Genomic DNA, 24076 nt, shown 5'->3' with positions numbered 1-24076 from the left:
CGGTCACTGACCCGAACCCCGGTCACTGACCCGAACCCCGGTCACTGAACCGAACCCCGGTCACTGAGCCTGTCGAAATGCTACGCCGTGAGGGTGCGGTTGAGGCGCTCGGTCGCGGTGTCCATGTGGTGCTGCATCGCAGCCGTGGCCGCCGCGGGGTCGCCCGACATGATCGCCTCGTAGACGGCCTCATGCTCCTCGAAGGCGCGCTGGGCGTCGACGTCCTCGTGGATGCCGCGCTCCACCCAGATGCGGAGGAGCGAGCGGATGCTCTGCAGGAGGTCGGAGAGCACGCGGTTCCCGGTGGCCGAGGCGAGCTCCAGGTGGAACTTCAGGTCGGCCTCGATGAACTTGGTGCGATTGGCGCCCGCCTCGCTCATGGCGGTGAGGTGGTTGCGCAGCCGGTTGCGTGCCATGTCGTCCATGCGCGTCGCGGCGAGGCCGGCAGCGAAGACCTCCAGCTGACCGCGCACCTCGATGAGTTCGCGGGTCCGCGGTTCGCCGAGCATGAGGCCCCAGCTGAGCGTCTCGGGGAGGAGCTCGGAGACGCTGCCGCGGAGGTAGGTGCCGCTGCCCGGGCGGACGTCGACGACGCCGAGGATCTCGAGCGCCGCCAGGGCCTCGCGGACGGCGGACCGCCCGATGCCGAGGGACGCGGCGAGCTGACGCTCCGGTGGGAGGCGGGTCCCCGGGGCGATCTCACCGCTCGTGAAGTGGTCGAGCAGGCGCTTCGCGACGGCGGAGACGGCGGATCCCACGGCGACCGGTCCGAGGCTGGACGAGATGTCGTCGGTCGGCCGATCCGGGAACGCAGGCATGGGTTCACTGTATCGCGGCGGGTCGGCATGCCCGGAGCCCACTGCTTGAATTGGTCAACCGGTTGATGTATCGTTCATTCCGGTCCGGCCCGGACCACGCCCTGCCCGCGGCATCGATGCCGCCCACCCGAGGAGTCATAGTGGACACCACCGCCCCCGCGGCCAACCCGGCTGTCGAGCGATCAGCCATCCGGAAGGTCTCGATCCGTCTCGTGCCGTTCGTGGCGCTGATGTTCTTCATCAACTACCTGGACCGCACCGCGATCGGCTTCGCCGCCCCCAACGGCATGAACGAGGACCTCGCGCTCTCCGCCGCCCAGTTCGGCTTCGCGTCCGGCGTCTTCTTCATCGGCTACATCCTGCTCGAGGTGCCCAGCAACCTCGCGCTCAACAAGTTCGGTGCCCGCCGCTGGCTCGCCCGCATCATGGTCACCTGGGGTATCGTCGCGGTCCTGTTCACCTGGGTCGCCAACTTCGAGCAGCTCGCGATCCTCCGCTTCGTGCTCGGTGTCGCCGAAGCCGGCTTCTTCCCCGGAGCGATCCTCTTCCTGAGCCTCTGGGTCCCGGCCAAGCACCGCAGCAAGATCCTCGCCCTCTTCTACCTGGCGCAGCCGCTCACCACCGTCATCGGCGCACCCCTCGCCGGGTGGCTCATCGGTCAGCACGGCGTGTTCTTCGGTCTCGAGGGCTGGCGCTTCATGTTCCTCGGCGTCGGACTCCCGGCCATCCTCATCGGTGTCATCGCCTGGTTCTACCTGAAGGACCGTCCGTCCGAGGCCAAGTGGCTCACCCCCGAGGAGCAGACCTGGCTCACCGCGGCTCTCGCACACGAGAAGGCCACCACGGAGCAGAAGCAGGGCCACGTCAGCCTCAAACACGCGTTCACGAGCGGTCGCGTCTGGATGCTCGCGTTCATCTACTTCGGCTTCATCTACGGCCTCTACGCGCTCGGCTTCTTCCTCCCCACGATCATCGAGGGCTTCCAGGAGACGTTCGGAACCGAGTTCAACGTCATGCAGAAGGGCCTCATCACGGCGATCCCGTACGTGCCGGCCGCCATCGCCCTGTACTTCTGGTCTCGTGACGCGACGCGCCGTGGCCTGAAGACCTGGCACATCGTGATCCCCGCGATCGTCGGTGCCGTGAGCATCCCGCTCGCGCTCTTCGCCAACTCGCCCGCCCTCACCATCGCGATCATCGCGGTCACCGCCATGGCGATCTTCGCCGCGCTGCCCAACTTCTGGACGCTGCCCACGCAGTTCCTCACCGGTGCGGCAGCGGCCGCTGGTATCGCGCTCATCAACACAGTCGGCAACCTCGCCGGGTTCTCGGCGCCGTACATCACCGGTGCCGTCGCGGACCTCACCAAGGTCGGCGACACCCCGCAGTACGTCGTCCCGATGTTCATCGTCGGTGGCTTCATGATGATCTCCGCCACGCTCATGGTGATCCTCTCGAAGCAGCGGAGCTCTCGCGAGCTGCGCGTCTCGCACGACGACCTCACGGGTAAGACCCGATGACGCGCCTCTTCAACGACCCGGCGGACTTCGCCGATGAGATGATCGACGGCTTCGTCGCCGCGAACCGTGACCAGGTCCGGCGCGTGACCGGTGGTGTCGTCCGGAGCACCCGGACGCCCGAGGGCACGGTCGCGCTCGTCATCGGCGGTGGCTCCGGCCACTACCCGGCGTTCGGCGGCATCGTCGGCCAGGGCCTCGCGCACGGTGCGGCGATGGGCAACCTGTTCGCGTCGCCGTCCGCCCATCAGGTCGAGTCGGTCGCGAAGGCGGCGCAGCGCGGGGGCGGCGTCCTCCTCAGCTACGGCAACTACGCGGGCGACGTGCTCCACTTCACCCAGGCGCAGGACGCGCTGAATGCAGCGGGCATCCCCACCCGGAGCGTCGCCGTCACCGACGACATCTCGAGCGCGCCCGTCGCTGAGAAGCACAAGCGTCGCGGTATCGCGGGCGACCTCACCGTCTTCAAGTCGGCCGCCGCCGCGGCCGAGGCGGGCTACGACCTCGACGAGGTCGTCCGCGTCGCCACCCACGCGAACGAGCGCACCCGGTCCTTCGGCGTCGCGTTCAGCGGCTGCACCCTGCCGGGCGCGACCGAGCCGCTGTTCACCGTGCCCGAGGGGCGCATGGCGGTCGGCATGGGCATCCACGGCGAGCCCGGCATCGACGAGACCGACGTGCCGACGGCCGATGAACTCGCCACCCTGCTCGTCTCCTCGCTGCTCGCGGAACTGCCCGAGGGCGTCTCCGAGGCCACCGGCGCTCGCGTCGGCGTCATCCTCAACGGCCTCGGCTCGGTGAAGTACGAGGAACTGTTCGTCGTCTACCGTGCGGTCGCCGCGCAGCTCGAGGCCGCAGGGGTGGAGATCGTCGACCCCGAGGTCGGCGAGCTCGTCACGAGCTTCGACATGGCGGGCGTCTCGCTCACGCTCTTCTGGCTGGACGAGGAGCTCGAGGGCTTCTGGGCGGCCGGCGCCGACACCCCCGCCTACCGCAAGGGCGTCGTCGCAGCGGCCGAACAGCTCGACCCGTCGGAGATCGTCGCCGAGACGGCTGCCGAGATCCCCGCCGCCTCCGACGCGTCCCGGGCCGCCGCCGCGGTCGTGGTCGAGGCCCTCGACGCGCTCGTCCAGGTCATCGACACGAACGTCGAGGAGCTCGGCCGGATCGACGCCGTCGCGGGCGACGGTGACCACGGCATCGGCATGCAGCGCGGTGCTCGTGCCGCCGTCACCGCCGCACACGCCGCCGCCGATGCCGGGGCCGGTGCCCACACCGTCCTGCACCTGGCCGGCGACGCCTGGGCGGACCGCGCCGGCGGCACGTCCGGTGCCCTGTGGGGACTCGCGCTCCGCTCGGTCGGAACCGCCCTCGGTGACGAGGTCGCCCCCGACCGCACCGACGTCGCGACCGGCGTGCAGGCCGCGGTCGACGGCATCGTGTCGTTCGGCAAGGCCGAGGTCGGACAGAAGACGATGGTCGACGCGCTCGTGCCGTTCACCACCACGTTGCGTGCAGCCGTCGCCGACGGTTCCGACCTCGTCGCCGCCTGGACGACCGCCGCTGCGGCTGCCTCGACCGCTGCCGCTGAGACGGCGGACCTCCTGCCGAAGATGGGCCGCGCCCGTCCGCACGCGGAGAAGAGCCTCGGTACGGTCGACGCCGGTGCCTACTCGTTCGGCCTGATCGTCACGGCGATCGTCCCCGTCCTCGAGCGCGCCGCCGGCACCACTACGCCGGACGGCTCCACCAGCACCACCACCAACGAAGGAGTACACGCATGACCGATCAGCTGCGCATCGTCATCGGCTCGGATGACGCCGGGTTCGACTACAAGGAGATCGTCAAGCGCGACCTCGAGCAGCACGACGGCGTCGCCTCGCTCGTCGACGTGGGCGTGGACGCCGATGGTCACACCGCCTACCCGCGGGTCGCCATCGCCGCTGCCGAGCTCGTCGCGTCCGGCCAGGCCGACCGCGCGCTCCTCTTCTGCGGCACCGGCCTGGGCGTCGCGATCGCCGCCAACAAGGTCGCCGGCATCCGCGCCGTCACGGCACACGACAGCTTCTCCGTCGAGCGCGGTGTCCTCAGCAACAACGCGCAGGTCCTGACGATGGGCCAGCGCGTCATCGGCATCGAGCTCGCCCGCCGCCTCGTCCGCGAGTGGCTCACCTACCGCTTCGACGAGACCAGCGCGAGCGCCGAGAAGGTCGCCGTCATCGGTGAGTACGAGGCGACGGGCTCCTGCTGATGACCGCCTCCCCGTCGACCGCGAGCACGTCGACCGCGCCCCGCGTGGTCGGTGTGAGTCTGAAGATGTACTTCGGCCATGCGCAGACCCTCGAGTGGATCGAGCAGGTGGGCGCCTTGGCCCGTCGGCACGAGGCCGTGGTCGATGGTCGCGTGCGACTGTTCGTCATCCCCGGCTACCTCGCGGTCGTGCAGTCGATCGAGGCCCTCGCCGGGACGGGCGTGCTGGTCGGAGCACAGGACCTCGCGAGCGCGGACCGTGGCGCGTTCACCGGTGAGGTCGGCGGCCCCGAGCTCGCCGAGGTCGGCGTCGCCGTGGTCGAGGTCGGCCACGCGGAGCGCCGCTCGCTCTTCGGCGAGACCGACGAGGTCGTCGCCGAGAAGACCGCCGCGGCCCTCCGCAACGGACTCTCACCGGTCCTCTGCATCGGCGAGGTCGAGCGCACGACGCCCGAGGCGGCTGCGACGGAGTGCGTGCGCCAGCTGGACTCCGCGCTCGCCGACGCCGTGGCGGGACCGGTGATCGTCGCCTACGAGCCCGTGTGGGCGATCGGTGCGGCTGAACCCGCGTCTGCCGAGTACGTGCGAGCTGTCGGCGCGATCCTGAAGCGATCGATCGCCGAGCGCGCCGACCGGGTCGGCAGCTCCGTCATCTACGGCGGCAGTGCGGGCCCCGGTCTGCTGACCGCGCTCGGAGACGACGTCGACGGTGTGTTCCTCGGACGCTTCGCCCACGACGTCGCGGCGCTCGAGGCCGTGCTCGACGAGGCCCTCCGACAGGCTCAGGGACCGAGGACAGCATGATCGGCTTCGGCACCTACACCTTCTTCTGGGAGGGCTCCGAGCTCGCACCCGAGCGCTTGAGCGTCATCGGCATGATCGAGCGCACGGCCGACGCCGGCGTCGAGCTCTTCCAGATCTGCGACGACGCCCGCATCGAGTCGATGTCCGACGATGAGCTGCGCCGGATCGCCGAGGTCGCCCGCGAGCGCGGGGTCGCCCTCGAACTCGGGACGAAGGGGATCGCGGTCGCGCACCTCGAACGCTTCCTCCACATCGCCACCGTGCTGGGTGCGAAGCTCCTGCGCAGCATGGTCACCTCCGGCGACGACCGGCCGTCACACACGGACGCCGTCGATCGTCTCCGCGCGGTGCTCCCGGCGTTCGAGGCGGCCGGCGTGACGATCGCACTCGAGACCTACGAGCAGCTGTCGTCGCAGGAGCTCGTCGACCTCGTGACCGCCGTCGACCACCCGAACCTCGGCATCTGCCTCGACCCCGCCAACACCGTCGCCCGGCTCGAGCACCCGAGTGACGTCATCGAGCGCACCGCTCCGTACGTCCGCAACATCCACGTCAAGGACTTCGCGTTCACCCGCCGGGGTGGCTGGGTCGGCTTCACCCTCGAGGGTGCCCTGCTCGGCACCGGCCTGCTCGACTACCCAGCCCTCACCGCCGTCGTCCAACCGGACGAGCGCGGTGTCAACCAGATCATCGAACACTGGCTCCCGCTCGGCGACTCCATCACGGAGACGATCGAACTCGAGCGCACGTGGACCGCACACAACCTGCAGTACCTGAGAGAAGGAAGATCATGACCGACACCACCACCGTCGCGGACCAGCTCACCATCGCCGTCATCGGCGCGGGCGGCAAGATGGGCATGCGCGTCTCCAACAACCTCGTGAAGACCAGCCACACCGTCTTCTACAGCGAGGTGTCGCCCGCCGGTCAGGAGCGCGTGACCGAGGCCGGTCGCGAGCTCACCGAGACCGACGCGGCCGTCACCGACGCCGACGTCGTCATCCTCGCCGTCCCGGACCTCGCCCTGAAGGCCGTGTCCGCCGGCGTCGTCCCGCTCATGAAGTCGGGCGCCGTGCTCCTCACGCTCGACCCGGCCGCCGCGTACGCGGGTCTGCTGACCCGTCGCGACGACGTCATCCAGGCCGTCACGCACCCCTGCCACCCCTCCGTCTTCGTCGAGCGCCACACGCCCGAGGAGTACGCGGACACCTTCGGTGGCATCGCCGCCCTCCAGGACGCCATCGCGGCGATCGAGTCCGACGACGCTGAGAAGCAGGCGCAGGTCGAGGCCGTCGTCCGGGCGATCTTCGCCCCCGTCGGCGAGGTCCACTGGGTCACGGTCAAGCAGCTCGCGCAGCTCGAGCCGACCCTCGTGGAGACGATCGCCTGCATGATCGGTGCGCTCCTCAAGGAGTCGCTCGACGAGGCCGTCAACACCATGGGCGTGCCGGAGCCGGCCGCTCGTGCGATCCTGCTCGGCCACACGCAGGTCGCCCTCGCGAACTCGCTCAAGGGCGACAACCCGTTCTCCGACGCGTGCCTCATCGCGATGGACTACGGCCGCAGCGCGATCATCAAGGACGACTGGAAGAAGGTCTTCCAGGACGACGAGCTCGACAAGAACCTCGCCGCCATGCTCCACCTCGACAAGATCGAGCGGTAACCCGCTTCGCCAGCTGTTCGCAATTCAGGACGTGCCCGGTGCGTCGGCCCGCTCCCTCCCCCGATCCGGGTCGGCGCGCCGCGGCCGTCCTGAATTGCGAACGTCACATGCGGTCAACCGGTTGCGCCGGATAGGCTGCAGACGACCCGATGTCGCACCCACGACAGCCACTGCGACACCCGCGACACCACCCCCCGCAACACCGCACGAGAGACAGGCGACGATGACTGGACGACTTGCAGGAAAGACCGCGCTCGTGACGGGTGCCGGGTCGGGTATCGGACGTTCGGTCGCCGAACGGTTCGCGCGGGAGGACGCCGCCGTCGTCTTCTCCGACCGCGACATCCAGGCCGCCCGCGATGCGGCGGCACCCTTCCCGACCGCCATCGCCGTGCGACTCGACATCGCCGACGAAGCGAGCGTCGAGGCCGCCTTCGCGGTCATGGACGCCGCCGGCAAGACCCCGGACGTCGTCGTCGCGAACGCCGGCGTACAGCTCTTCGGCCAGGACGCGAAAATCGCCGACCTCGACCTCGAGGTCTGGCAGCGCACGGTCGACATCAACCTCACCGGCACCTTCCTCACGACCAAGCACGCCGTCCGCGCCATGCTCGGCCGCGGCGGCTCGATCATCCTCACGGGCAGCCCGACCGGTCTCAACGGCGAGGGTGCCGACTTCACGGCGTACAGCTCCACGAAGGCCGGGATCCACGGCCTCGGCCGGACCGTCGCAGCGGCCTACGCCGATCAGGGCATCCGCGTGAACACCGTCGTCCCCGGCTACACGGAGACCCCGCTCGTCACCGCGATCTCCGGCGACCCGGAGTCGCGTGCCGCCATCGTCGGGCGCATCCCGCTCGGTCGTCCCGGCCAGGCCTCGGACGTCGAGGGCATCATGGTGTACCTCGCCAGCGACGAGTCGAGCTTCGCCACCGGAGCGACCTTCCGGGTCGACGGCGGCATGACGAGCCTCTGAGCCGACGATCATGACCTCGCGTTCGGGAACCACCTTCCGCGTCGCATCCGACCTCCTGCTCGACCGCGAGCGCGACGCCCTCACCGTCGGCCGAGGGCCCTGGTCGGCCTCGCTCCGCGGCTCGGAGCTCGACGACATCACCTTCGACGGCGAGCCCGTGCTGCGCAGCATCCGCTTCGTCGTCCGCGACCAGGACTGGAAGACACTGCCCGTCATCGTCGACGCGGTCGACCGCACGACGAGCGGCCTGGCCCTGCGCGGCCGGGTCGGCGACGATGGCGAGACCGTCGCCTGGTCCCTGTCGGTCGACCTCGGAGCGTCGACACTCCGGGTCGCCGTCCGGGCCGAGGTGACCGCCGCGTTCCGGCGCGCGCGCATCGGTCTCATCGTGCTGCAGTCACCGGCGCTCGCCGGCGCCGAGCTCGTCGTCGGCCACCCGGAGGGGTCCACGACGACCGTGCGCCTCCCGGAGCACGTCGCTCCGCATCAGCCGGCGATCCGCATCGGGTCCCTCGCCTGGACCGGCGACCGCGTCGCGACCACGGTCCGCTTCAGCGGTGACGTCTTCGAGATGGAGGACCAGCGCAACTGGACCGACGCCTCGTTCAAGACCTATTCGACGCCTCTCTCGCTGCCGTTCCCCGTCGCACTGGCGGTCGGTGACGTCGTGGAGCAGTCCGTCGAGGTCAGCTGTGCACGGGTCGGCGCTGCCGAGCCAGCCGACGCCCCACTGGCGACGCCGCTCGCCGTGACCGTCGTGCCCGAGACGGAGCTCGCGGGGCAACGAGAGGACTCTGTCCCTGAGGTGGTCGAAGGGTGGATCGGCGCGCCACTCGACAGTGTCGTCCCCACGATCTCGACCTCGGTGTCGAGCGACCCCGATGGCGGACGCGCTGGTGCGGTGGTCCCGGACACGATCACCGGGATCCTCGTGGAGATCGACCCGACGAACCAGGACTGGCCGGCCATCCTCGATCGCGCCGTGCGCCAGGCCGGCGGCGGGCCCCTCGACCTCCGGCTCGTGCTCGGGACGGGCGAGGAGGCCGAGCCGGTGCTGCGGCGGCTCCGCGACGCGGCCGTGCCCGTCGTGCGCGTCGGGGCGTTCCATCGCCGGACCCACCTCTCGGAGGTCACGCTGTTGACCGCGCTCGGCGAGGTCCTGCGAACCCTGTGGGCCGAGGTCCCGACGCCGCACCCCGAGCTCGTCGGCGGCACGCGCGCGCACTTCACGGAGCTCAACCGCAACCACGCGCGCCTCGAGCGCTGGACGGGCCCCGTGGCGTTCAGCATCACGCCGTTCATGCACGACCGCGGCGGGCACCAGCTCGTCGAGTCGCTCGGGATGCAGGCCGTCGTCGTGGCGGACGCCGTGAGGATCGCCGACGGCCGCCCGCTGCACGTCGGGCCGGTCACGCTCGGCGCCCGCTACAACGCGGTCGCCACCACCCGGGCGAGCGCGGGTGACTCCCGCGACCCGGAACTCCGCGCGGGCTTCGGCGCGGAGCACGTGCCCGGCGCCACGGACGAGCGGCAGTCGGCGGAGGCGCTCGGCGCCTGGGTCGTCGGCAGTATTGCGGCCCTGGCCGTCTCCGGTGTCGAGTCGCTGTCGTACTTCGAGGCGACCGGACCGCGTGGGCTCGTCGCGGCCGACGGCACGCTCACCGCCGCGGGCCGGGCCCTCGGGTGGATCGCCGAGCTCAGCGGCCGACGGCGCGTCGCGGTCGAGGTCGGCGGGGTGTCGCCCGGTGCCGGGTCGCCCGTCTCGCCGGCAGGTGTGACCGCGATCGCCGCCGTCGATGCCGCCGGCGACACCGTCGTCATCCTCGGCAACCTCGGCGAGACACCGGTCCGGGTCGTCTTGACCGGTGCATCCGAGCCGCACACCGCGGAACTCGCCGCGGGTGCGGTCGCCCGGGTCGTGATCGCCCGTTCGGGTTCGTAGATCCCGCTCAGGCGAGCGTGCGGCGCAGGATGGCGAGGTCGAGCCAGCGGCCGAACTTCGTCCCGACCTCCGGCAGCAGGCCGACCTGCTCGAACCCGAGCTTCGTGTGCAGGGCGATCGATGCGGTGTTCTCCGCCTCGATGAGGGCGAGCATGACGTGGTGGCCGTCGGCCGTGGCACGTTCCAGCAACTCGACCACGAGCGCCTTGCCGAGGCCGCGCCCCTGCGCGTCCGGGTGCACGTACACGGAGTTCTCGACGGTGTGGCGGTACCCGTCCTTCGCGGCGTACGGACCGTAACTGCCGTAGGCGAGGACGTCACCCTCGGGGAGGGTGTCGTCGGGGCCGTCGGCGACGGCGACGAGCGCGACCCTGCCCGGCTCCTGGTGGCGCGCGAGCCATGCCTCGCGCTCGGCGAGGTCGGGCGTGACCTCGGTCCAGATCGCGACACCGTTCGCGACGGCGTCGGTGTGGATGGCGAGGACGCCAGGCAGGTCGGCGGGTTCGGCGAGACGGATGCGCATACATCGATCGTAGAGTGCCCTTCGACAAGCTCAGGGACCGGTGGTGTTGGGCTCAGGGACCGGTGATGTCGGGTTCAGGGGGTCGGCCGTCGGGAGCCGGGGTGCCCTTCGACGAGCTCAGGCACCGGCGGTGTCGGGCTCGCGGGCCTGGCGCCCGCGACGGGTAGATTCGAGGCATGTCCTCCTCCACACCGCTCCCGATGGAGCAGCTCACCGCCGTCCTGAACGCCGAAGTCGCCCGCTACGCCGCGCGCGGTTGGACGGTGTCGTCGGTGCAGGGCCAGCAGGCCGTGCTGCAGCGACAGAAGCGCATCGGTTGGTTCTGGAACCTGATCCTGACGCTCCTCACCGGCGGGCTCTGGCTCATCGTCGTGATCATCCGCGTCGTGAACCGCAAGGTCGAGTCGCTCATCGTGACTGTCGACGCCTACGGTCGCATCTCCACGCGACGCTGACGGTCGGAGCATGGGCGAGCGCGGAGAGAGCGATTCCCGGGATTCCGACGCCAGAGCTGCCATCGCCGCCGAGCGAGCCCGCGTCCAGCGGCGGACACTCACGGTCGTCGTCATCAGCCAGGTCCTCGGCGGCGCCGGTCTCGCCGCCGGGGTGACGGTCGGGGCGCTCCTCGTGCAGGACGTCCTCGGCAGCATGAGCCTCGCGGGCGTCGCAGCCGCGCTCCTCACCCTCGGCTCCGCGCTCACCGCCTTCCTCGTCGGGCGCGTCACCCAGCGGCTCGGCCGGCGCATCGGGCTCGGACTCGGATTCGCGGCGGGCGGCGTCGGTGCGATCGGAGTGGTCGTGGCCGCCACCACCGCACTGGTGCCGCTGCTCTTCCTGTCGCTCTTCGTCTACGGCGCTGGCACGGCCACCAACCTCCAGGCGCGCTACGCCGGCACCGACCTCGCGACCCCGGCCCGACGTGGTTCGGCGATCAGCGTCGCGATGGTGTCGACGACACTCGGCGCCGTCGCCGGACCCAACCTCGTCGAGCCGTTGGGGGCGTTCGCGACCGGCCTCGGACTGCCGTCGCTCGCCGGGCCGTTCCTGCTCGCCGCGGTCGCCTACCTCGCGGCCGGGACGGCGTTGCTCGTGCTGCTCAGACCCGACCCGTTCCTCCTCGCCCGCCGTCTCGACGCCGAGCTCGCGCAGCTGGAGGTGGAGCAGACCGCCGCGGAGCAGGCGGGGCCGAAGCAGGCATCTCCGACGACCGCCGCACGCCCGCGTCCCGGCGTCGGTGCCTACGTCGGCGCCGCGGTCATGGTGGTCACGCAGATCGCCATGGTCGCGGTGATGACCATGACCCCGGTGCACATGCGGGCCCACCACCACGGCCTCGGCGAGGTCGGGCTCGTGATCGGGATCCACATCGCCGCGATGTACCTCCCCTCGCTCGTGACCGGCGTCCTCGTCGACCGGATCGGCCGCACCCCGATGGCGATCGCCGCCGGCGTGACCCTCCTGCTCGCCGGTGTCACGGGAGCACTCGCGCCGGCGGACTCGCTCGGCCTGCTCATCCTGGCGCTCGCCCTCCTCGGACTCGGCTGGAACTTCGGGCTCATCGCGGGCACCGCGCTCGTCGTCGACCACACGGTGCCCGCCAACCGGGCACGCACCCAGGGCACGCTCGACGTCCTCATCGCGCTCGCCGGCGCCGGAGCCGGCGTCATGTCCGGCGTCGTGATGGCGGGTGTCGGCTACGGCGCGCTGTCGATCGCGGGAGGCGTGCTGGCCCTCCTGCTCATCCCCGTGCTGCTCTGGGCCCGGCGGGTCACCCCACGCACAGCGGTGAGCTGAGGGCGCGCGAGCTACTCCGCCGCGGCCGGAACGCGGACGGTGAGGGCACCCGGCTCGATCCAGGTGTTGATCGCGATGGCCTTACCGAAGCCGTCGCCGTCGAGTTCGATCTCCTCCGGCTTCGACATCCGGGCGACGAACCGCTTCGCCGTGCCGTACTGGAGGTCGTCGTCGTCCTTCTTCTTGCCGGCCAACGCCCGGCCGGTCTTCGTCCGTCGCAGGACACCGTTCACCCACGCGACTTTCGCCCAGATGCGGATCCAGCCGAGGATCCCACCGGGGCGCATGAACATGAGGTCGAACAGTCCGTCGTCGACGACCGCGTCCGGCAGCAGCAGGATGTTGGCGGGCAGCGAGCCGCAGTTGCCGATGATGACGGTGTGCACGGTGGCGCGCACCTGCGGCTCGTCGTCGATCCGGAACCGGAGGTGCAGCTCGTCCGGATCGCGCAGCGACTTCACGATCGCGTCGACGTAGGCGGCCCAGCCGGCCTTCGCCTTGAGGTCGTCGTCGGTGTTCTTGATCATCTTCGCGTCGATGCCCATGCCGGCCATGACGACGAACACGTGGCGGTCGCGTGAGTGGTCGGCGCGCTCGATGTCGATGACACCGAGGTCGATCGCCTTGTCCTCGCCGGTGAACGCCGCGATGACGGAGCCGGGCAGGTCATTGAGGGTGAGGTCGAGGTTGCGCGCGAGCAGGTTGCCGGTGCCGGACGGCAGCAACGCGAGAGGGATGTCGCTCCCGCGCAGGGCCTCCGAGACCGCGCGGACCGTGCCGTCGCCGCCGGCCGCGATGACGAGGTCGACCTTCGCGGCGATCGCCTCGGCGGTGACGCCCTGGCCCACATCCTCCACCGACGTCTCGAACCAGAGCGACTCGCCCCAGCCCGCATCGGCGGCGGACCGTTCGACCGATTCGCGGAGCACGTCGAGGTCGACCTTCACGGGGTTGTAGATGACGGCGGCGATCTTGGTCGCCGTCGTGTCGCTCGGCGCGGTCGTGCTCTCAGGTGTCGTCATCCGATCAGCATAGGAGCGGAGGCAGGGGCGAGGGGGATCCGGTCCGTGGGTTGACGTGGCACGTGGGTTCTGCAGGCGGCGGAAGAGTATCGTTGAGTCCTTGCAGGCACCGTCCATGCCCGCCACGAGCGCAGTGTCCGCGGCGGCCTCCCCATCGTGATTGCGACATCGTGAAGATCCTCTCCATCCAGTCAGCCGTGGCCTACGGGCACGTCGGCAACTCCGCGGCCGTGTTCCCCCTCCAGCGCATCGGCGTCGAGGTGATCCCGGTCAACACGGTGAACTTCTCGAACCACACCGGGTACGGCGCGTGGCGCGGCCCGCTCATCTCGCCCGAGCAGGTCGGCGAGGTCATCACGGGTGTCGAGGAGCGCGGAGCGTTCCCGCAGATCGACGTCGTGCTCTCGGGCTACCAGGGCGGCGTCGGCATCGGCGACGTCATCGTGGACGCGGTGCAGCGGGTCAAGGCGGCGAACCCCGCCGCGCTGTACGCGTGCGACCCGGTCATGGGCAACGCGAAGTCCGGGTGCTTCGTCGCCCCGGAGATCCCCGACCTGCTGCGCGACCGCGTCGTGCCGAACGCCGACATCATCACGCCGAACCAGTTCGAGCTCGGCTTCCTCACGGGTACCGAGCCCGGCTCGCTGGAGTCGACGCTGGCGTCGGTCGAACTCGCCCGCGCGATGGGCCCGTCGGTCGTCCTGGTGACGAGCGTCGAGCGTCCCGACCGCGACCCGGAGACGATCGAGATGCTCGTCGTGGACGACGCCGGTCGGTGGATCGTCCAGACGCCGCTGCTGCCGTTCAAGGCGAACGGGTCCGGCGACGTCACGGCCGCCCTGTTCGCCGCGCACTACGGCGAGACCCGCGACGCGAAGCTCGCCCTCGAGCGCACGGCGTCGAGTGTGTTCGACCTCGTGGAGCTCACGTACCGCTCCGGCCAGCGCGAGCTGCAGCTGGTGGAGGCGCAGGAGTTCTACGCGAACCCGCGGATGCAGTTCACCGCGACGGCGGTCTGAGCCGCTGAGTCGCCCGGATCTGTTCGGAGCCGGGCGATCTCTGTGCAGTTCTGGGCGACTCAGCGACCCACGCTCACCGCACGGCGCGGCAGGCGAGGTGGAGCGCGAGGCGCACCTCCGGGTCCGCCATGTCGACGCCGAGGAGCTCCTGCGCGCGGGTGATCCGCGTCGCGACGGTGTTGCGGTGCAGCCCGAGCGCGGCCGCCGTCGGCGCGACCGCGGACTCGTGGTCGAGGTAGGCCGACAGCGTCGTGAGCAGCTCGCCGTTGCCGGTCTGCAACGGGGCGAGGAGCGACCGTGCAGCCGGGACGAAGGTGTCGTTGCCGGTCCACGCGAGCAGCAGCTGTTCCAGGCCGAGGCCATCCACCCGCACGAACCAGCCCGTCGTCGACCGGTTCGCGGCGATGCGCACCGCGTCGGACGCCTCCCCGAGTGATGAGGTGAGACCCGCCGATCCGCTCGCCAGCGACCCGACGGCCGTCGCGACGTTGAACGATCGCCGCGCCTCAACGTGCAGGTCGCGGAGGGCGGCGATGTACCGCTCGACCTGCGGCGGCTCCGGCGGTTCGGCGAAGGTCAGCCAACCGCTCACCCCGCGCCCGCTCGTCGTCGCGTGGGAGTCCACGGCGATCCGACCGAGCGCGCCGGTGACGAAGCGGAGGAGTTGCAGGGCGTCCACCCGGCTCCGGCCGACGATGCGGAACGCGAGGTGGTAGCCGGTCGTCCGCCAGCCCCGCTCGAGCATGCGACGTTCGACGTCGGGATCGGGGCGGCCTCGGAGGTCCACGAAGTCCCGCAGGACGCCGGACGACACGGACGCGTCACTGACCTCGGCCACCTCGTCGATGAGGATCCGCGCCGCGACGGCGGGCATGGCGACCTCGGCGGCGACCGCGAGCGCGCTCAGTTGTCGGTCGTCGAGTCCGTCCCCGAAGAACGCGACCCGGAGGCCCTCCCGACTCGGGCTGTCCACCCGGACCGATGCCGCAGCGCCGCGCCCGGCCTTCGTCAGGTCGACCCAGGGGCCGAAGTCGATCGCCGCGTGCACCTCGGACGGCAACCGCCCGCCGGCCTCGAGCAAGACCCCCTCGCTGTCGATGAGGGCGATCCCGTGGCCGATACTCGTCGAAAGGTGGCGGAGGAGGTCGGCCAGGCCCTCGGCGTGGTACTCGATGGACTGCGCGACCTTGCGGACGTACCCGAGGGTCAGGGAGTCGCGGGCCTCGACGAGCTGCCAACACGCCTTCGCGAGCAGCATCGGTCGGTCGACGTGCAGGAGCGAGAAGCCGAGTCGGTCGGCGAGCGCGCGCGTCCCCGCGCCGAAGCCGTCGGCCTCCGGGATCGCCAGGGCGAGGAAGCCACGATCCCGGGTGCGACGGACGAGCGCATCCTGCTGCCACGGCCTCGTGGGTGGGACGCCGGTCACCACGGCGAGTCGACCGGCGCCGTCCTCGGGGAGGGCCGCCTCGTTCGTCTCGACCACCACGCCGGCCCAATTGGCGTCGGCCGGGCCGGCGACGAGCCGCACGCCACCATTGTCGGGGTGGGCGAGGAGTGCGCCCAGCTGCAGGCGATCGCTCATGCCGGGACCTCGTCGAGCTCGTCCAGGCCGTAGGCGGACGGGAGTACATGGCGGAGTCGCTCCGGGGAGCCGGACCACCATTCCGGACCGTCGACCCGGATGACGGCGACGTGCCTCGCCATCGAGATCGCCGTGACCTCGAGGATGTCCCGGGAGACCGCGTCGACCACGACGATGAGGTCCGGCGCGGCGGCTTCGAGTCGTCCGTCCGTCATGAACGCGAGCGTCTCGGAGCGGGCGACGAGGCGGTGCAGCGCGCCACTGCTCCCGTCGATCCCGAAGGTGAGGACGTGCGGGTCCCGTGAGTCCGGCTCGATGCTGCTGACCCGACCCTCCGCGAGGAGCCGTCCACCCAGCGACTCGGCCAGGGCGGTCAGCGGGCCGTCGATCCGCGCGAGGAACGCTCCGCCCAGCTCGAGTGCCCGGGCGGCGTTCCCGACGACGGCGTGCGCTCGGAGGTCGCCGACCGTGAAGCCAGCGAACACCATGCCGCCGCTCCCACCGGCCTGCACGATCGCCGCGCGGACGACGCGTTCGATGTCGAGGGCCCGCTCGGTCTCGACGAGGGCGACCCCGCCGGCACCGGTGTCGCAGGTGACGACGATGCCCGGGACCTCGTCCACGAGGATCGACATCTGGTCGAGCGAGGGGACGGCGCGTCCGGTCAGATCAGCGTCGACGATGGTCCGCCCTGCGGCGAACGCGAAGGGGGTGAGCCCGTTGACCCCGCCACCCTCCAACGAACAGATGGCCGGGATGCGGTGTCCGAGCCAGCGTTCCGCAGCTCCGATCAGCCGCCCGAACGGATCCGTGCCGGGGAGGCGCTCGCTGAGCAGCATCGTGGAACCGACGAAGCCGACGGCGAGACACGGGGTCTCCGGATCGAGGTCGTCGACGCTGTGGAGGTCGAACGGCCAGGCGCGCTCGTCGCGGAGCGCCAGCTCGAGCATCGTCGTCGCGCCGCCACCTCCCGAGCCCAGGATCGCGAACCCCGTCGCCAGGGCGGGGAGGCGATCGCGCTCGAGGAGGGTCGGCATGCCCTCAGCCTAGGCTCGGACCGCCTGACCAGCGGCGAACGCATCCGCGGCTTCCGCAGCCGCCGCCTCGCCCTCGACCGGGACGAACGGCTCCGTCAGCCCGAACGCGCTCGGCCCGAAGGCGCGCAGCGCGTCCGGCGTGCGCATGAGTGCCGGCGTCGAGATCCCGAGGACCCGCACGCGTTGGCCGTAGCGGAGGCCCTCTGTGGTGATCGGCTCGGCGGTCTCGTGGTCGACGATGCAGATGAGGTCCGGCACGATCGCGACGACCTCGCCGTTCCACCGGGCGATGAGGTTCTCGTTCTGGAACGAGATCTCGAGGCGTTCGGAGCTCGACGGATCGGCCGACCAGATGACGGCCGTGCCCTTGGCGAAGCCCTCGGTGGTGCGGCGCTCGACGTCGGCCACTTTCCCGACGAACAGATCCCGGACGTGGGAGTAGAGCGTCGTGGACAGGGTGTCGGCGATGGCGGCGAACGGCGAACGGTGTTCCTCGCGGGCGATCCGGATCGCCCGGCCGAGGGCCAGCGCCATCGAGATCGTCCGCGGTACCGCGGTGCGGCGCACGTCCGCCCCGCTCATCGCGTACTCGGCGATGTGGGCGACGCCGCCGAGGCGGATCGCGATGCCGCGCGCCAACCACTCCATCTGCCGGTCATCGTCGCCGGTGTCGATGATCACGCGCTCGCCGCGTTCCCCGGCGATGGCGAGCGGCGAACCGTGCACGCCGTAGACCGCGAAGGTCTCCATGGAGAGCTCCGGGAAGGCCCGGCCCATGCCGTCGGCGTCGACGACCGGCAGCCCGGTCTCGGCGGCCACGATGAGCGGGATCATCGAGTTGATGCCACCGCACTCGATCGGCATGGTCGCGTCGGCGGTGCGCCCGAGGTGCTCCTCGAGCGTCCGTAGGGCGATGGTCGGTTCGAAGCCGGCCGGGATCTTCTCGACCATGACCGTCGGAGCGCCCATCTGCGCGGTGGGGATGACGAAGAGGTCGTCGGCGAGCTCGTCGGGGTCGAGGATCGTGATGGAGCGGTCGCCGAGCACCTGTTTCACGAGCATCATGCCGATGTACGGGTCGCCGCCGCCGCCGGTCCCGAGGAGGGTGGCGCCTCGGGCGAGGTCGGGCAGGTCGTCCGCGGTCAGCGTCCAGCTCATGCGGCGACCTCCGGCGCAGGCGTCTCGGCCGTGCCGTCGAAGCGGTGCGACGGCACCTCGTACCCGAAGTACCCCGGCCCGACCATCGCGAGCGCCTCGGGGCTGTGCCAGCGGTCGTCGCTCGGTGCCGAGATCACGCGGACGCGCTGCCCGTACCGGAGCCCCTCGGTGGTGATGGGCTCGCCGGAATCGTGCTCGAGCACCATGATGAGGTCGGGCGTCGTCACGAGGGTGACGCCGTCGAGTGCCGCCATGAGGTGCTCGTTCTGGAACGACAGCTCCAGGCTCGCGTCGACACCGTCGATGCGGGCTCGACCGCGGGCGAACCCGGTGGTGGTCGCGCGCTCGACGTCGACGACCTTGCCGGAGAACAGCTCGCGACCGCCGAGCAGCCGCACGGTCCGCTCCACAGGGTCGGCCTTCTCGGCTCGGGCCGCTTCGATGCCGTCGCCGATCTCGCGGCACAGCGACAGCGAATCGGCTACGAGTGCCTCGCGCGCCTGCACACCGGACATCGGGAAGCCGGAGATCATGACCGAGCAGCCCATCTCGACACAGGCGACGCGGGCGATGCGTTCCGTCCAGCTGTTGTCGACGGTCGTGAGGACGCCCGTGTTCCCCTTCTCGTCGCTGAACGCGAGCGGGGAGGCGTCGATCCCGTACAGGGTCGGGAGCACCATCTGCAGCTCGGGGAAGGCCCGCCCCATCCCGTCGGCGTCGATGAGGGGGAGTCCGAGCGCGGCGGCCGCGGCGATCGGGATGGTCGAGTTCACGCCGCCGACCTCGGCGCACGCGATGTGCGTGACCGGGCGACCGAGGGACGCGCTGAGGGCGTGGACCGGAGCGACGACCTCGGTGAGGCTCGGCAGCTTCTCGACCATGACGGTCGGGGCGCCCATCATCGCGACGGTGAGGACGAGCGCGTCCCCGGGGACCTCGTCGAGGGTGACGACGGTGACGTCGCCGTGCTCGCGGAGCGCCTGCGCGGCGAGGAGTGCGCCGATGTACGGGTCGCCGCCGCCGCCGGTCCCGAGGACGGCCGCGCCACGGGCGAGGCCGGGGATGAGCTCGGCCGAGATGGTCCAGCTCATCGGAGGCCTCCCATGTCGAGGTCGCCGACGGCCTTCACCCGGATGCGCGTGGCGTTCCCCGGGAGATAGGGGATCGGGACCTCGTCGAAGTCGACGATCGCGACCGACGCGGGGGAGGCGCCGGCCGCGATCGCCTTGTCGATCGCCTCGGCACGGACCTCGGCGATCGCCTCCTCACGCCGGCCGGGTTCGATGGCGTAGACCTTGTCGATCTCGCCCCCGACCTGCGCGATGGAAGCACCGATGGCATTCGCCACGGCGTAGTTGTCGGGCCGGTGGACGGCGCCGAAGATGGGGAGTTCGTCGGAGAGCAGGATCGACCCACCGCCGACCGCCACCACGGGGATCGGCTCTGGGGACGTGCGCATGCGGTCGACGGCCTCGGCGATGCGTTCGCCGATCCGCTCGAGGACGCGCTCCACGAAGGCCGGGTCGAGGTGCGCGACCTTCGACGCGTCACCGATCGACGCGCGACCGGCGGCCACGGCGATGTCCGTCGCCGTGAGGGTGCTGCCGCCGAAGACGAGGGCCTCGGTCATGAGCTTGTACCCGACGGACGCCGGCCCGACCTCGGCGGTCTCCTCATCGACGATGCTGCCGCCGCCGATCCCGATGGACAGGACGTCGGGCATGCGGAAGTTGGTGCGGATGCCGGCGACCTTGACCTCGTTCGCCGTCTCGCGGGGGAAGCCGTTGATGAGCAGCCCGATGTCCGCCGTGGTGCCGCCGATGTCGACGACCGCGCAGGTCGCGAGTCCGCTCGTCAGTGCCGCCCCGCGCATCGAGTTGGTGGGGCCTGAGGCGAAGGTCGCGACCGGGTAGAGGCGCACGTAGTCCTCGTCCATGAGTGTGCCGTCGTTCTGGCTGAGGAAGATGGGCGCCTCGATGCCCTGCTTCCGGACGGCGGCGGTGAGCCCATCGACGATCTCCGAGGCGAGCTCGCGCAGGGCTGCGTTGATGATCGTCGCGTTCTCGCGTTCCAGGAGGCCGATGCGCCCGATCTCGTGCGAGAGCGAGATGGCGACGTCCGGGCCGAGGACCTCGCCGACGATCCGCGCCGCCTCGACCTCGAGGTCGTGGTTGACGGGGCTGAAGACGGAGGAGATCGCGACGGAGCGGATGCCGTTCGCACGCATGTCCTCGGCGTGTGCCCGCAGCTCGTCGGGGTCGATCGGCGAGATGGGGCGTCCGTCGAACTCGTAGCCGCCGTGCGCGAGGTAGCTGCGTGCACTGATCGCCTCGACGAGCTCGGCCGGCCAGTCCACGAGGGGCGGCAACGCGCGGGTCGCCGGGAGCCCGAGCCGCAGTGCCGCGGTGGGTGCGAGCCGCTTGGCCTGCACGAGGGCGTTGATGAAGTGCGTCGTGCCGATCATCACCGCGGTGATCTGATCACCGTCGAAGTGGTGGCCGCTCCGCAGTTCGCCGATCGCCTGGACGATCCCGTCGGTCACGTCCGGGGTGGTCGCGTGCTTGACGGCCGCCAGGGTGGTGGTGCCGTCCATGAGCACGGCGTCGGTGTTGGTGCCGCCGACATCGATACCGATGTGCATATGAGGGGTTCGCTTTCTGTTGGTGCGGTGGAGCGGTGTGCGGTGGAACGGTCTGACGGGGTGGAACGGACGTCCCCCGGGTCAGCTCGAGGCGGTGGCGGGGCTGTCCGTCGTCACATCCGCCTCGATCTGCGAGGTGTGGGCGACGCCGACCCCGCGGACCAGGCCGAGCTTGCCGGCGGCGATGTACAGCACCATCGAGAGGATGAGCGACAGGACGGCGGGGATGCCCCAGGTGACGAAGTAGCCGGTGATCGCGGACACGGCCCAGATGATGATGGTCGCCGGGACGATGCGCGGGGCGGTCGTGGGGAGGCGGCCGGAGGCGCGCGTCTCGTCGAGCTCGCCGCGCCAGCGCTTCACGATGAAGTACTCGGCGACCATGATGCCGGCGATGGGTGGGAAGGCGACGCCGAGGATGATGAGGAAGCCGGAGAACTGCCCGAGGATGCCGACCGCCGCGAGGATGGAGCCGACCACACCGAGCACGATGGTGGTGGTCACGCGGTTGAGGTTCTTGCCGAACGCGGTCGAGATGAAGTTGACCAGGCCGAGCGTCGACGAGTACAGGTTCCAGTCGTTGATCTTGAGCGTCCCGGTGATGACGATGATGAGGCCGATGAGGCCGACCGAGGACGTCACGATCGCGACGACGTTGCCAGAGGCGGCGGCGTGGGCGAGCAGGACGCCCGAGAGGCCGATGACGAATTCACCGAGCGAGACGCCGACGACGGTCTGCTTGATGACGTCGGCGCGGGACCGGTTGAAGCGGGTCATGTCGGCGGTGATGATGGCGCCGACGATGAGGCCGCCCGCGACGATGCCGGTGCCGGCCCAGACGCTCATGGTGGGGCCGGGTGCCGGGCCGGTGACGAGTTCCATGAAGTCGTGCTGGGTGAGTTCGCTGATGATCGACCAGCCGACGAGGATGAGGAACAGCGGGACGGTGATGTTCGCGAGCCACTGCATGCCCTTGAACCCGTAGGCGACGATGGCGGTGACGGCGAGGCCGAAGATGAGGCTCCAGGCCCAGACCGGCATGAAGCCGGGCAGGAGGGCGTCGAGCGATTCGGCGGAGATCGCGCTCTGAATGCCGAACCACCCGATGAGGCTGATGCCGATCGCGAGTCCGACGAGGGAGGCGCCGACCTCTCCGAAGCCGGTCCAGCGGGCGAGGAGCGCGGTGTTGAGGCCCTCCTTCTGGCCGATGATGCCGACGATGCACATGATCACCTCGAGGATGATCGAGCCGAGGAGCAGCGCGAGGAACGCCTCACCGAAGGTCATGCTGTAGCCGAGGGTGGCGCCGAGGAGGAACTGGGACAGGGCCGACACCTGTCCGAAGCGCTGGACGGCGATGCCGAACCAGGGCTTCTGTGCGTCGGGACGGACGCGGGACAGGGCGAAGTCGTCTGCGTGTGCCATGCGAGCCATGCTGGTCTCCAGAAGTGGGGGAGGGAGCGGTGCGGGTGGCGGCAACGTTACTGACGGCCCGCCCGCAGCAGAATGTGCATGATGCAGGAATTCGATCCTCGAACCGGCACTCTGCACAAGTGCTCCTGTCCGCTGGCGCTCAGAGCGAGGCCTGGATCACCTCGAAGGTCCGTGCCCCGTCGAGCGCCGCCATGTCGTGGCGGATCCCCGGGAACCGCGTGACGGTCCAGCCCAGCTGTTCGTAGCGAGGGACGTGGCTGCTCGGAAGGACGAGCTTCGCGTCGTCCGACAGCACCAGCGTCGAGGGGACGGCCGGCGCCGCCGGGGTCACCGGATTCGCTGCGACGTCCTGCAGCACCTCCGCGACCATCGAGCGGTCCCACGCGGCATGGGCGGCCTCGGCGAGCGCGACGTTCGCGGGACCCGTCGCGGGATCCGTGCGGTCGTACAGCCAGGCCAAGAGCCGCGGCAGCCCGGGGATGCTCCAGAACAGTCGTGCGCCGAGGCCTCGGCCCGGCAGTTTCAGGCCGAACCCGGGATCGAGGTAGATCGCGCGCGCCGGACGGAGGGGGCCGACGATGTCGATGAGGAGCCGCCCGCCGAGGGAGTGGCCGACGATCGCGTCGAGGCCGGTCGGCAACGTCTCGACGAGGTCGGCCGCGAGCGAGGCGATGTCGTACCGCTCACCCCGGGTGCGATCGGCGCGTGGGCTGGAGCCGTGACCGCGCAGGTCGACGAGCAGGAACGTGTACCGCTCCGGGTCGGACGCTGCGACGACGTCGGTCCAGGCGGCCCCGTCGGCCAGGAACCCGTGGATGAGGGCGATCCGGACCGGTCCGTGACCGTGTTCCTCGACGTGCAGTCGCATGGCCCTCCTCCGTCGGCGCTGGGGACGACTCTACGCGGCGACGCCGCGCTGCGTCGCTGCACTCAGGAGCGCACGAGCAACCAGGCGAACGCGGCGAACGACACGAGTCCGAGTGCTCCGCCGACGATCGACCCGATGAGGCTGAAGGTGGGCCAGGGCGCTCCGGGTTGGCGACTCATCCTGATGCCCTGGGCGGCGAACAGCAGCGGCACGAAGCAGGCGAGCACCGAGAACGTCCATGAACCGCCGTCTCTCGCCGTCGCGGCGACGAGGTAGATGGAGAACGCGGCGATGGCGATACTGAGGATCGCGCACGCGCGCGCCGAGATCGGTTCGTTCTTCGCAGCCATGGGCTCAGGGTATCGAGTGGGGCAGCCGTCGACCAGACCGCAGAATGGAAGGCATGACCGACGCGACGCCGCCGACCCTGACGGAGCGACTGACGCTCGCCCGCCCCACCGAGCGCGACCTGCCGGAACTCCACGAGCTCCATGCCGACCCCGCGGTCTGGACGCACCTGCCGTCCGCCCGACACACGGCGCTCGCCCAGACCCGCGCACTGATCGAGCGGTATCAGGCCGGCTGGGAGGCGAACGGCCTCGACGTGTGGGTCGCGCGCGACACCACGACGGGTGCCTTGGTCGGCATCGGTGGCCCGAGTCTGCGGGGAGGGCTCGCCTGGAACCTGTACTACCGCCTGGCGCCCGCGGCCTGGGGGCGCGGATATGCGCAGGAGCTCATCGCGGCCGCGCGAGCCGCGGCATCGGCGTCGGCACCGGATCTGCCCGTGGTGGCGTTCCTCCTGGAGCACAACGAGGGATCACGACGGGCTGCCGAACGCGCGGGGTTGGAGGTCGTCTGGCGTGGCCCCGACGCGGGCAACCCGGATCCCGATGCCGTGCGCCTCGTGTTCGCCGACCGGGCGCTCAGCGACGAGGCGCTCCGCGTGTTCGTGGGCTGAACGATCGTTGCGCTCGCTCTCCGAGCATCTCGAAGGACGCCACTTCCGGGCGCGACCGGGTATTTTC

The 24076-nt window shown here is 70.7% G+C and carries 23 protein-coding genes; 12 read left to right on the top strand and 11 right to left on the bottom strand.

Features of this window, described 5'->3' with window-relative positions:
* Positions 1-80 precede the first annotated feature (80 nt).
* Positions 81-818, bottom strand: coding sequence for a FadR/GntR family transcriptional regulator (locus AC4PMY_RS08850; RefSeq protein WP_064295407.1), 738 nt, complete (start codon positions 816-818; stop codon positions 81-83).
* Between the two features lie 140 nt (positions 819-958).
* Between AC4PMY_RS08850 and AC4PMY_RS08845 the strand changes: the two genes are divergently transcribed.
* The 8 genes from AC4PMY_RS08845 to AC4PMY_RS08810 all read left to right on the top strand — a co-directional run bounded on the left by AC4PMY_RS08845 (position 959) and on the right by AC4PMY_RS08810 (position 9970).
* Positions 959-2338 (top strand): MFS transporter, encoded by a 1380-nt coding sequence (locus AC4PMY_RS08845; protein WP_231884344.1) that lies wholly within the window; start codon positions 959-961, stop codon positions 2336-2338.
* A complete protein-coding gene (locus AC4PMY_RS08840; protein WP_491622490.1) occupies positions 2335-4119 on the top strand; it encodes a dihydroxyacetone kinase family protein in 1785 nt (594 codons plus the stop codon). The genes AC4PMY_RS08845 and AC4PMY_RS08840 overlap by 4 nt, the downstream gene beginning before the upstream one ends.
* Positions 4116-4586 (top strand): ribose-5-phosphate isomerase, encoded by a 471-nt coding sequence (locus AC4PMY_RS08835; protein WP_064295405.1) that lies wholly within the window; start codon positions 4116-4118, stop codon positions 4584-4586. The genes AC4PMY_RS08840 and AC4PMY_RS08835 overlap by 4 nt, the downstream gene beginning before the upstream one ends.
* Positions 4586-5389 carry a triose-phosphate isomerase family protein gene (locus AC4PMY_RS08830; RefSeq protein ID WP_491622489.1) on the top strand — a complete coding sequence of 268 codons (804 nt, stop codon included), beginning with the start codon at positions 4586-4588 and terminating at the stop codon, positions 5387-5389. Before AC4PMY_RS08835 ends, AC4PMY_RS08830 begins: the two co-directional genes overlap by 1 nt.
* On the top strand, positions 5386-6183 hold the full coding sequence (locus AC4PMY_RS08825; RefSeq protein ID WP_491622488.1) for a sugar phosphate isomerase/epimerase family protein: 798 nt from the start codon (positions 5386-5388) through the stop codon (positions 6181-6183). Before AC4PMY_RS08830 ends, AC4PMY_RS08825 begins: the two co-directional genes overlap by 4 nt.
* The gene (locus AC4PMY_RS08820) at positions 6138-7052 is read left to right on the top strand and encodes a phosphogluconate dehydrogenase C-terminal domain-containing protein (protein WP_254773616.1); all 915 of its coding nucleotides are present in this window, start codon (positions 6138-6140) and stop codon (positions 7050-7052) included. Before AC4PMY_RS08825 ends, AC4PMY_RS08820 begins: the two co-directional genes overlap by 46 nt.
* A gap of 223 nt (positions 7053-7275) precedes the next feature.
* Positions 7276-8028, top strand: coding sequence for an SDR family NAD(P)-dependent oxidoreductase (locus AC4PMY_RS08815; RefSeq protein ID WP_064295403.1), 753 nt, complete (start codon positions 7276-7278; stop codon positions 8026-8028).
* Between the two features lie 10 nt (positions 8029-8038).
* Positions 8039-9970, top strand: coding sequence for a D-apionate lactonase family protein (locus AC4PMY_RS08810; RefSeq protein WP_491622487.1), 1932 nt, complete (start codon positions 8039-8041; stop codon positions 9968-9970).
* Between the two features lie 7 nt (positions 9971-9977).
* Here AC4PMY_RS08810 and AC4PMY_RS08805 read toward each other — a convergent pair whose 3' ends face one another.
* A complete protein-coding gene (locus AC4PMY_RS08805; protein ID WP_491622486.1) occupies positions 9978-10493 on the bottom strand; it encodes a GNAT family N-acetyltransferase in 516 nt (171 codons plus the stop codon).
* A 176-nt stretch (positions 10494-10669) separates the two neighbouring features.
* Between AC4PMY_RS08805 and AC4PMY_RS08800 the strand changes: the two genes are divergently transcribed.
* A complete protein-coding gene (locus AC4PMY_RS08800) occupies positions 10670-10948 on the top strand; it encodes a hypothetical protein (RefSeq protein ID WP_064295400.1) in 279 nt (92 codons plus the stop codon).
* 10 nt (positions 10949-10958) lie between these two features.
* The gene (locus AC4PMY_RS08795) at positions 10959-12287 is read left to right on the top strand and encodes an MFS transporter (protein ID WP_491622485.1); all 1329 of its coding nucleotides are present in this window, start codon (positions 10959-10961) and stop codon (positions 12285-12287) included.
* A gap of 11 nt (positions 12288-12298) precedes the next feature.
* Here AC4PMY_RS08795 and AC4PMY_RS08790 read toward each other — a convergent pair whose 3' ends face one another.
* Complete coding sequence (locus AC4PMY_RS08790) at positions 12299-13309, bottom strand: diacylglycerol/lipid kinase family protein (protein WP_064295398.1); 1011 nt, start codon at positions 13307-13309, stop codon at positions 12299-12301.
* A gap of 170 nt (positions 13310-13479) precedes the next feature.
* Between AC4PMY_RS08790 and pdxY the strand changes: the two genes are divergently transcribed.
* Positions 13480-14328: a pyridoxal kinase PdxY gene (gene pdxY / locus AC4PMY_RS08785; RefSeq protein ID WP_491622484.1), complete on the top strand. Its 849-nt coding sequence runs from the start codon at positions 13480-13482 to the stop codon at positions 14326-14328.
* Between the two features lie 73 nt (positions 14329-14401).
* Here pdxY and AC4PMY_RS08780 read toward each other — a convergent pair whose 3' ends face one another.
* From AC4PMY_RS08780 to AC4PMY_RS08745, 8 genes are all read right to left on the bottom strand, one after another.
* On the bottom strand, positions 14402-15910 hold the full coding sequence (locus AC4PMY_RS08780; RefSeq protein ID WP_064295396.1) for a PucR family transcriptional regulator: 1509 nt from the start codon (positions 15908-15910) through the stop codon (positions 14402-14404).
* A complete protein-coding gene (locus AC4PMY_RS08775; protein WP_491622483.1) occupies positions 15907-16947 on the bottom strand; it encodes an S-methyl thiohydantoin desulfurase domain-containing protein in 1041 nt (346 codons plus the stop codon). The genes AC4PMY_RS08780 and AC4PMY_RS08775 overlap by 4 nt, the downstream gene beginning before the upstream one ends.
* Before the next feature lie 9 nt (positions 16948-16956).
* A complete protein-coding gene (locus AC4PMY_RS08770; protein WP_491622482.1) occupies positions 16957-18105 on the bottom strand; it encodes an S-methyl thiohydantoin desulfurase family protein in 1149 nt (382 codons plus the stop codon).
* On the bottom strand, positions 18102-19196 hold the full coding sequence (locus tag AC4PMY_RS08765) for an S-methyl thiohydantoin desulfurase family protein (RefSeq protein ID WP_491622481.1): 1095 nt from the start codon (positions 19194-19196) through the stop codon (positions 18102-18104). Before AC4PMY_RS08765 ends, AC4PMY_RS08770 begins: the two co-directional genes overlap by 4 nt.
* Positions 19193-20746 carry a hydantoinase/oxoprolinase N-terminal domain-containing protein gene (locus AC4PMY_RS08760; protein ID WP_064295392.1) on the bottom strand — a complete coding sequence of 518 codons (1554 nt, stop codon included), beginning with the start codon at positions 20744-20746 and terminating at the stop codon, positions 19193-19195. The genes AC4PMY_RS08765 and AC4PMY_RS08760 overlap by 4 nt, the downstream gene beginning before the upstream one ends.
* A gap of 81 nt (positions 20747-20827) precedes the next feature.
* Complete coding sequence (locus AC4PMY_RS08755) at positions 20828-22180, bottom strand: purine-cytosine permease family protein (RefSeq protein ID WP_079000664.1); 1353 nt, start codon at positions 22178-22180, stop codon at positions 20828-20830.
* A 139-nt stretch (positions 22181-22319) separates the two neighbouring features.
* Positions 22320-23048 (bottom strand): alpha/beta hydrolase, encoded by a 729-nt coding sequence (locus AC4PMY_RS08750; protein ID WP_064295390.1) that lies wholly within the window; start codon positions 23046-23048, stop codon positions 22320-22322.
* A 62-nt stretch (positions 23049-23110) separates the two neighbouring features.
* Positions 23111-23398: a hypothetical protein gene (locus AC4PMY_RS08745; RefSeq protein WP_071261441.1), complete on the bottom strand. Its 288-nt coding sequence runs from the start codon at positions 23396-23398 to the stop codon at positions 23111-23113.
* Between the two features lie 53 nt (positions 23399-23451).
* Here AC4PMY_RS08745 and AC4PMY_RS08740 point away from each other — a divergent pair, with 53 nt between their 5' ends.
* Positions 23452-24009: a GNAT family N-acetyltransferase gene (locus tag AC4PMY_RS08740; RefSeq protein WP_491622480.1), complete on the top strand. Its 558-nt coding sequence runs from the start codon at positions 23452-23454 to the stop codon at positions 24007-24009.
* Positions 24010-24076 lie beyond the last annotated feature (67 nt).

Source organism: Plantibacter sp. MDV22-iso1 (genome assembly GCF_058408345.1).
The sequence above is the reverse complement of the archived record's forward strand: the minus strand, read 5'-3'. Positions and strand labels throughout refer to the sequence as shown.

What these genes read in the sequence shown, in the direction of transcription:
- AC4PMY_RS08800 (WP_064295400.1), top strand. Translation starts at nt 10,670, where the DNA reads ATGTCCTCCTCCACACCGCTCCCGATGGAGCAGCTCACCGCCGTCCTG.
- AC4PMY_RS08850 (WP_064295407.1), bottom strand. Translation starts at nt 818, where the DNA reads ATGCCTGCGTTCCCGGATCGGCCGACCGACGACATCTCGTCCAGCCTC.
- AC4PMY_RS08755 (WP_079000664.1), bottom strand. Translation starts at nt 22,180, where the DNA reads ATGGCTCGCATGGCACACGCAGACGACTTCGCCCTGTCCCGCGTCCGT.
- AC4PMY_RS08780 (WP_064295396.1), bottom strand. Translation starts at nt 15,910, where the DNA reads ATGAGCGATCGCCTGCAGCTGGGCGCACTCCTCGCCCACCCCGACAAT.
- AC4PMY_RS08835 (WP_064295405.1), top strand. Translation starts at nt 4,116, where the DNA reads ATGACCGATCAGCTGCGCATCGTCATCGGCTCGGATGACGCCGGGTTC.
- AC4PMY_RS08745 (WP_071261441.1), bottom strand. Translation starts at nt 23,398, where the DNA reads ATGGCTGCGAAGAACGAACCGATCTCGGCGCGCGCGTGCGCGATCCTC.
- AC4PMY_RS08750 (WP_064295390.1), bottom strand. Translation starts at nt 23,048, where the DNA reads ATGCGACTGCACGTCGAGGAACACGGTCACGGACCGGTCCGGATCGCC.
- AC4PMY_RS08790 (WP_064295398.1), bottom strand. Translation starts at nt 13,309, where the DNA reads ATGACGACACCTGAGAGCACGACCGCGCCGAGCGACACGACGGCGACC.
- AC4PMY_RS08770 (WP_491622482.1), bottom strand. Translation starts at nt 18,105, where the DNA reads ATGAGCTGGACGCTGACCGCGGACGACCTGCCCGACCTCGCCCGAGGC.
- AC4PMY_RS08765 (WP_491622481.1), bottom strand. Translation starts at nt 19,196, where the DNA reads ATGAGCTGGACCATCTCGGCCGAGCTCATCCCCGGCCTCGCCCGTGGC.
- AC4PMY_RS08805 (WP_491622486.1), bottom strand. Translation starts at nt 10,493, where the DNA reads ATGCGCATCCGTCTCGCCGAACCCGCCGACCTGCCTGGCGTCCTCGCC.
- AC4PMY_RS08830 (WP_491622489.1), top strand. Translation starts at nt 4,586, where the DNA reads ATGACCGCCTCCCCGTCGACCGCGAGCACGTCGACCGCGCCCCGCGTG.
- AC4PMY_RS08825 (WP_491622488.1), top strand. Translation starts at nt 5,386, where the DNA reads ATGATCGGCTTCGGCACCTACACCTTCTTCTGGGAGGGCTCCGAGCTC.
- AC4PMY_RS08840 (WP_491622490.1), top strand. Translation starts at nt 2,335, where the DNA reads ATGACGCGCCTCTTCAACGACCCGGCGGACTTCGCCGATGAGATGATC.
- AC4PMY_RS08795 (WP_491622485.1), top strand. Translation starts at nt 10,959, where the DNA reads ATGGGCGAGCGCGGAGAGAGCGATTCCCGGGATTCCGACGCCAGAGCT.
- AC4PMY_RS08740 (WP_491622480.1), top strand. Translation starts at nt 23,452, where the DNA reads ATGACCGACGCGACGCCGCCGACCCTGACGGAGCGACTGACGCTCGCC.
- AC4PMY_RS08815 (WP_064295403.1), top strand. Translation starts at nt 7,276, where the DNA reads ATGACTGGACGACTTGCAGGAAAGACCGCGCTCGTGACGGGTGCCGGG.
- AC4PMY_RS08760 (WP_064295392.1), bottom strand. Translation starts at nt 20,746, where the DNA reads ATGCACATCGGTATCGATGTCGGCGGCACCAACACCGACGCCGTGCTC.
- AC4PMY_RS08810 (WP_491622487.1), top strand. Translation starts at nt 8,039, where the DNA reads ATGACCTCGCGTTCGGGAACCACCTTCCGCGTCGCATCCGACCTCCTG.
- AC4PMY_RS08775 (WP_491622483.1), bottom strand. Translation starts at nt 16,947, where the DNA reads ATGCCGACCCTCCTCGAGCGCGATCGCCTCCCCGCCCTGGCGACGGGG.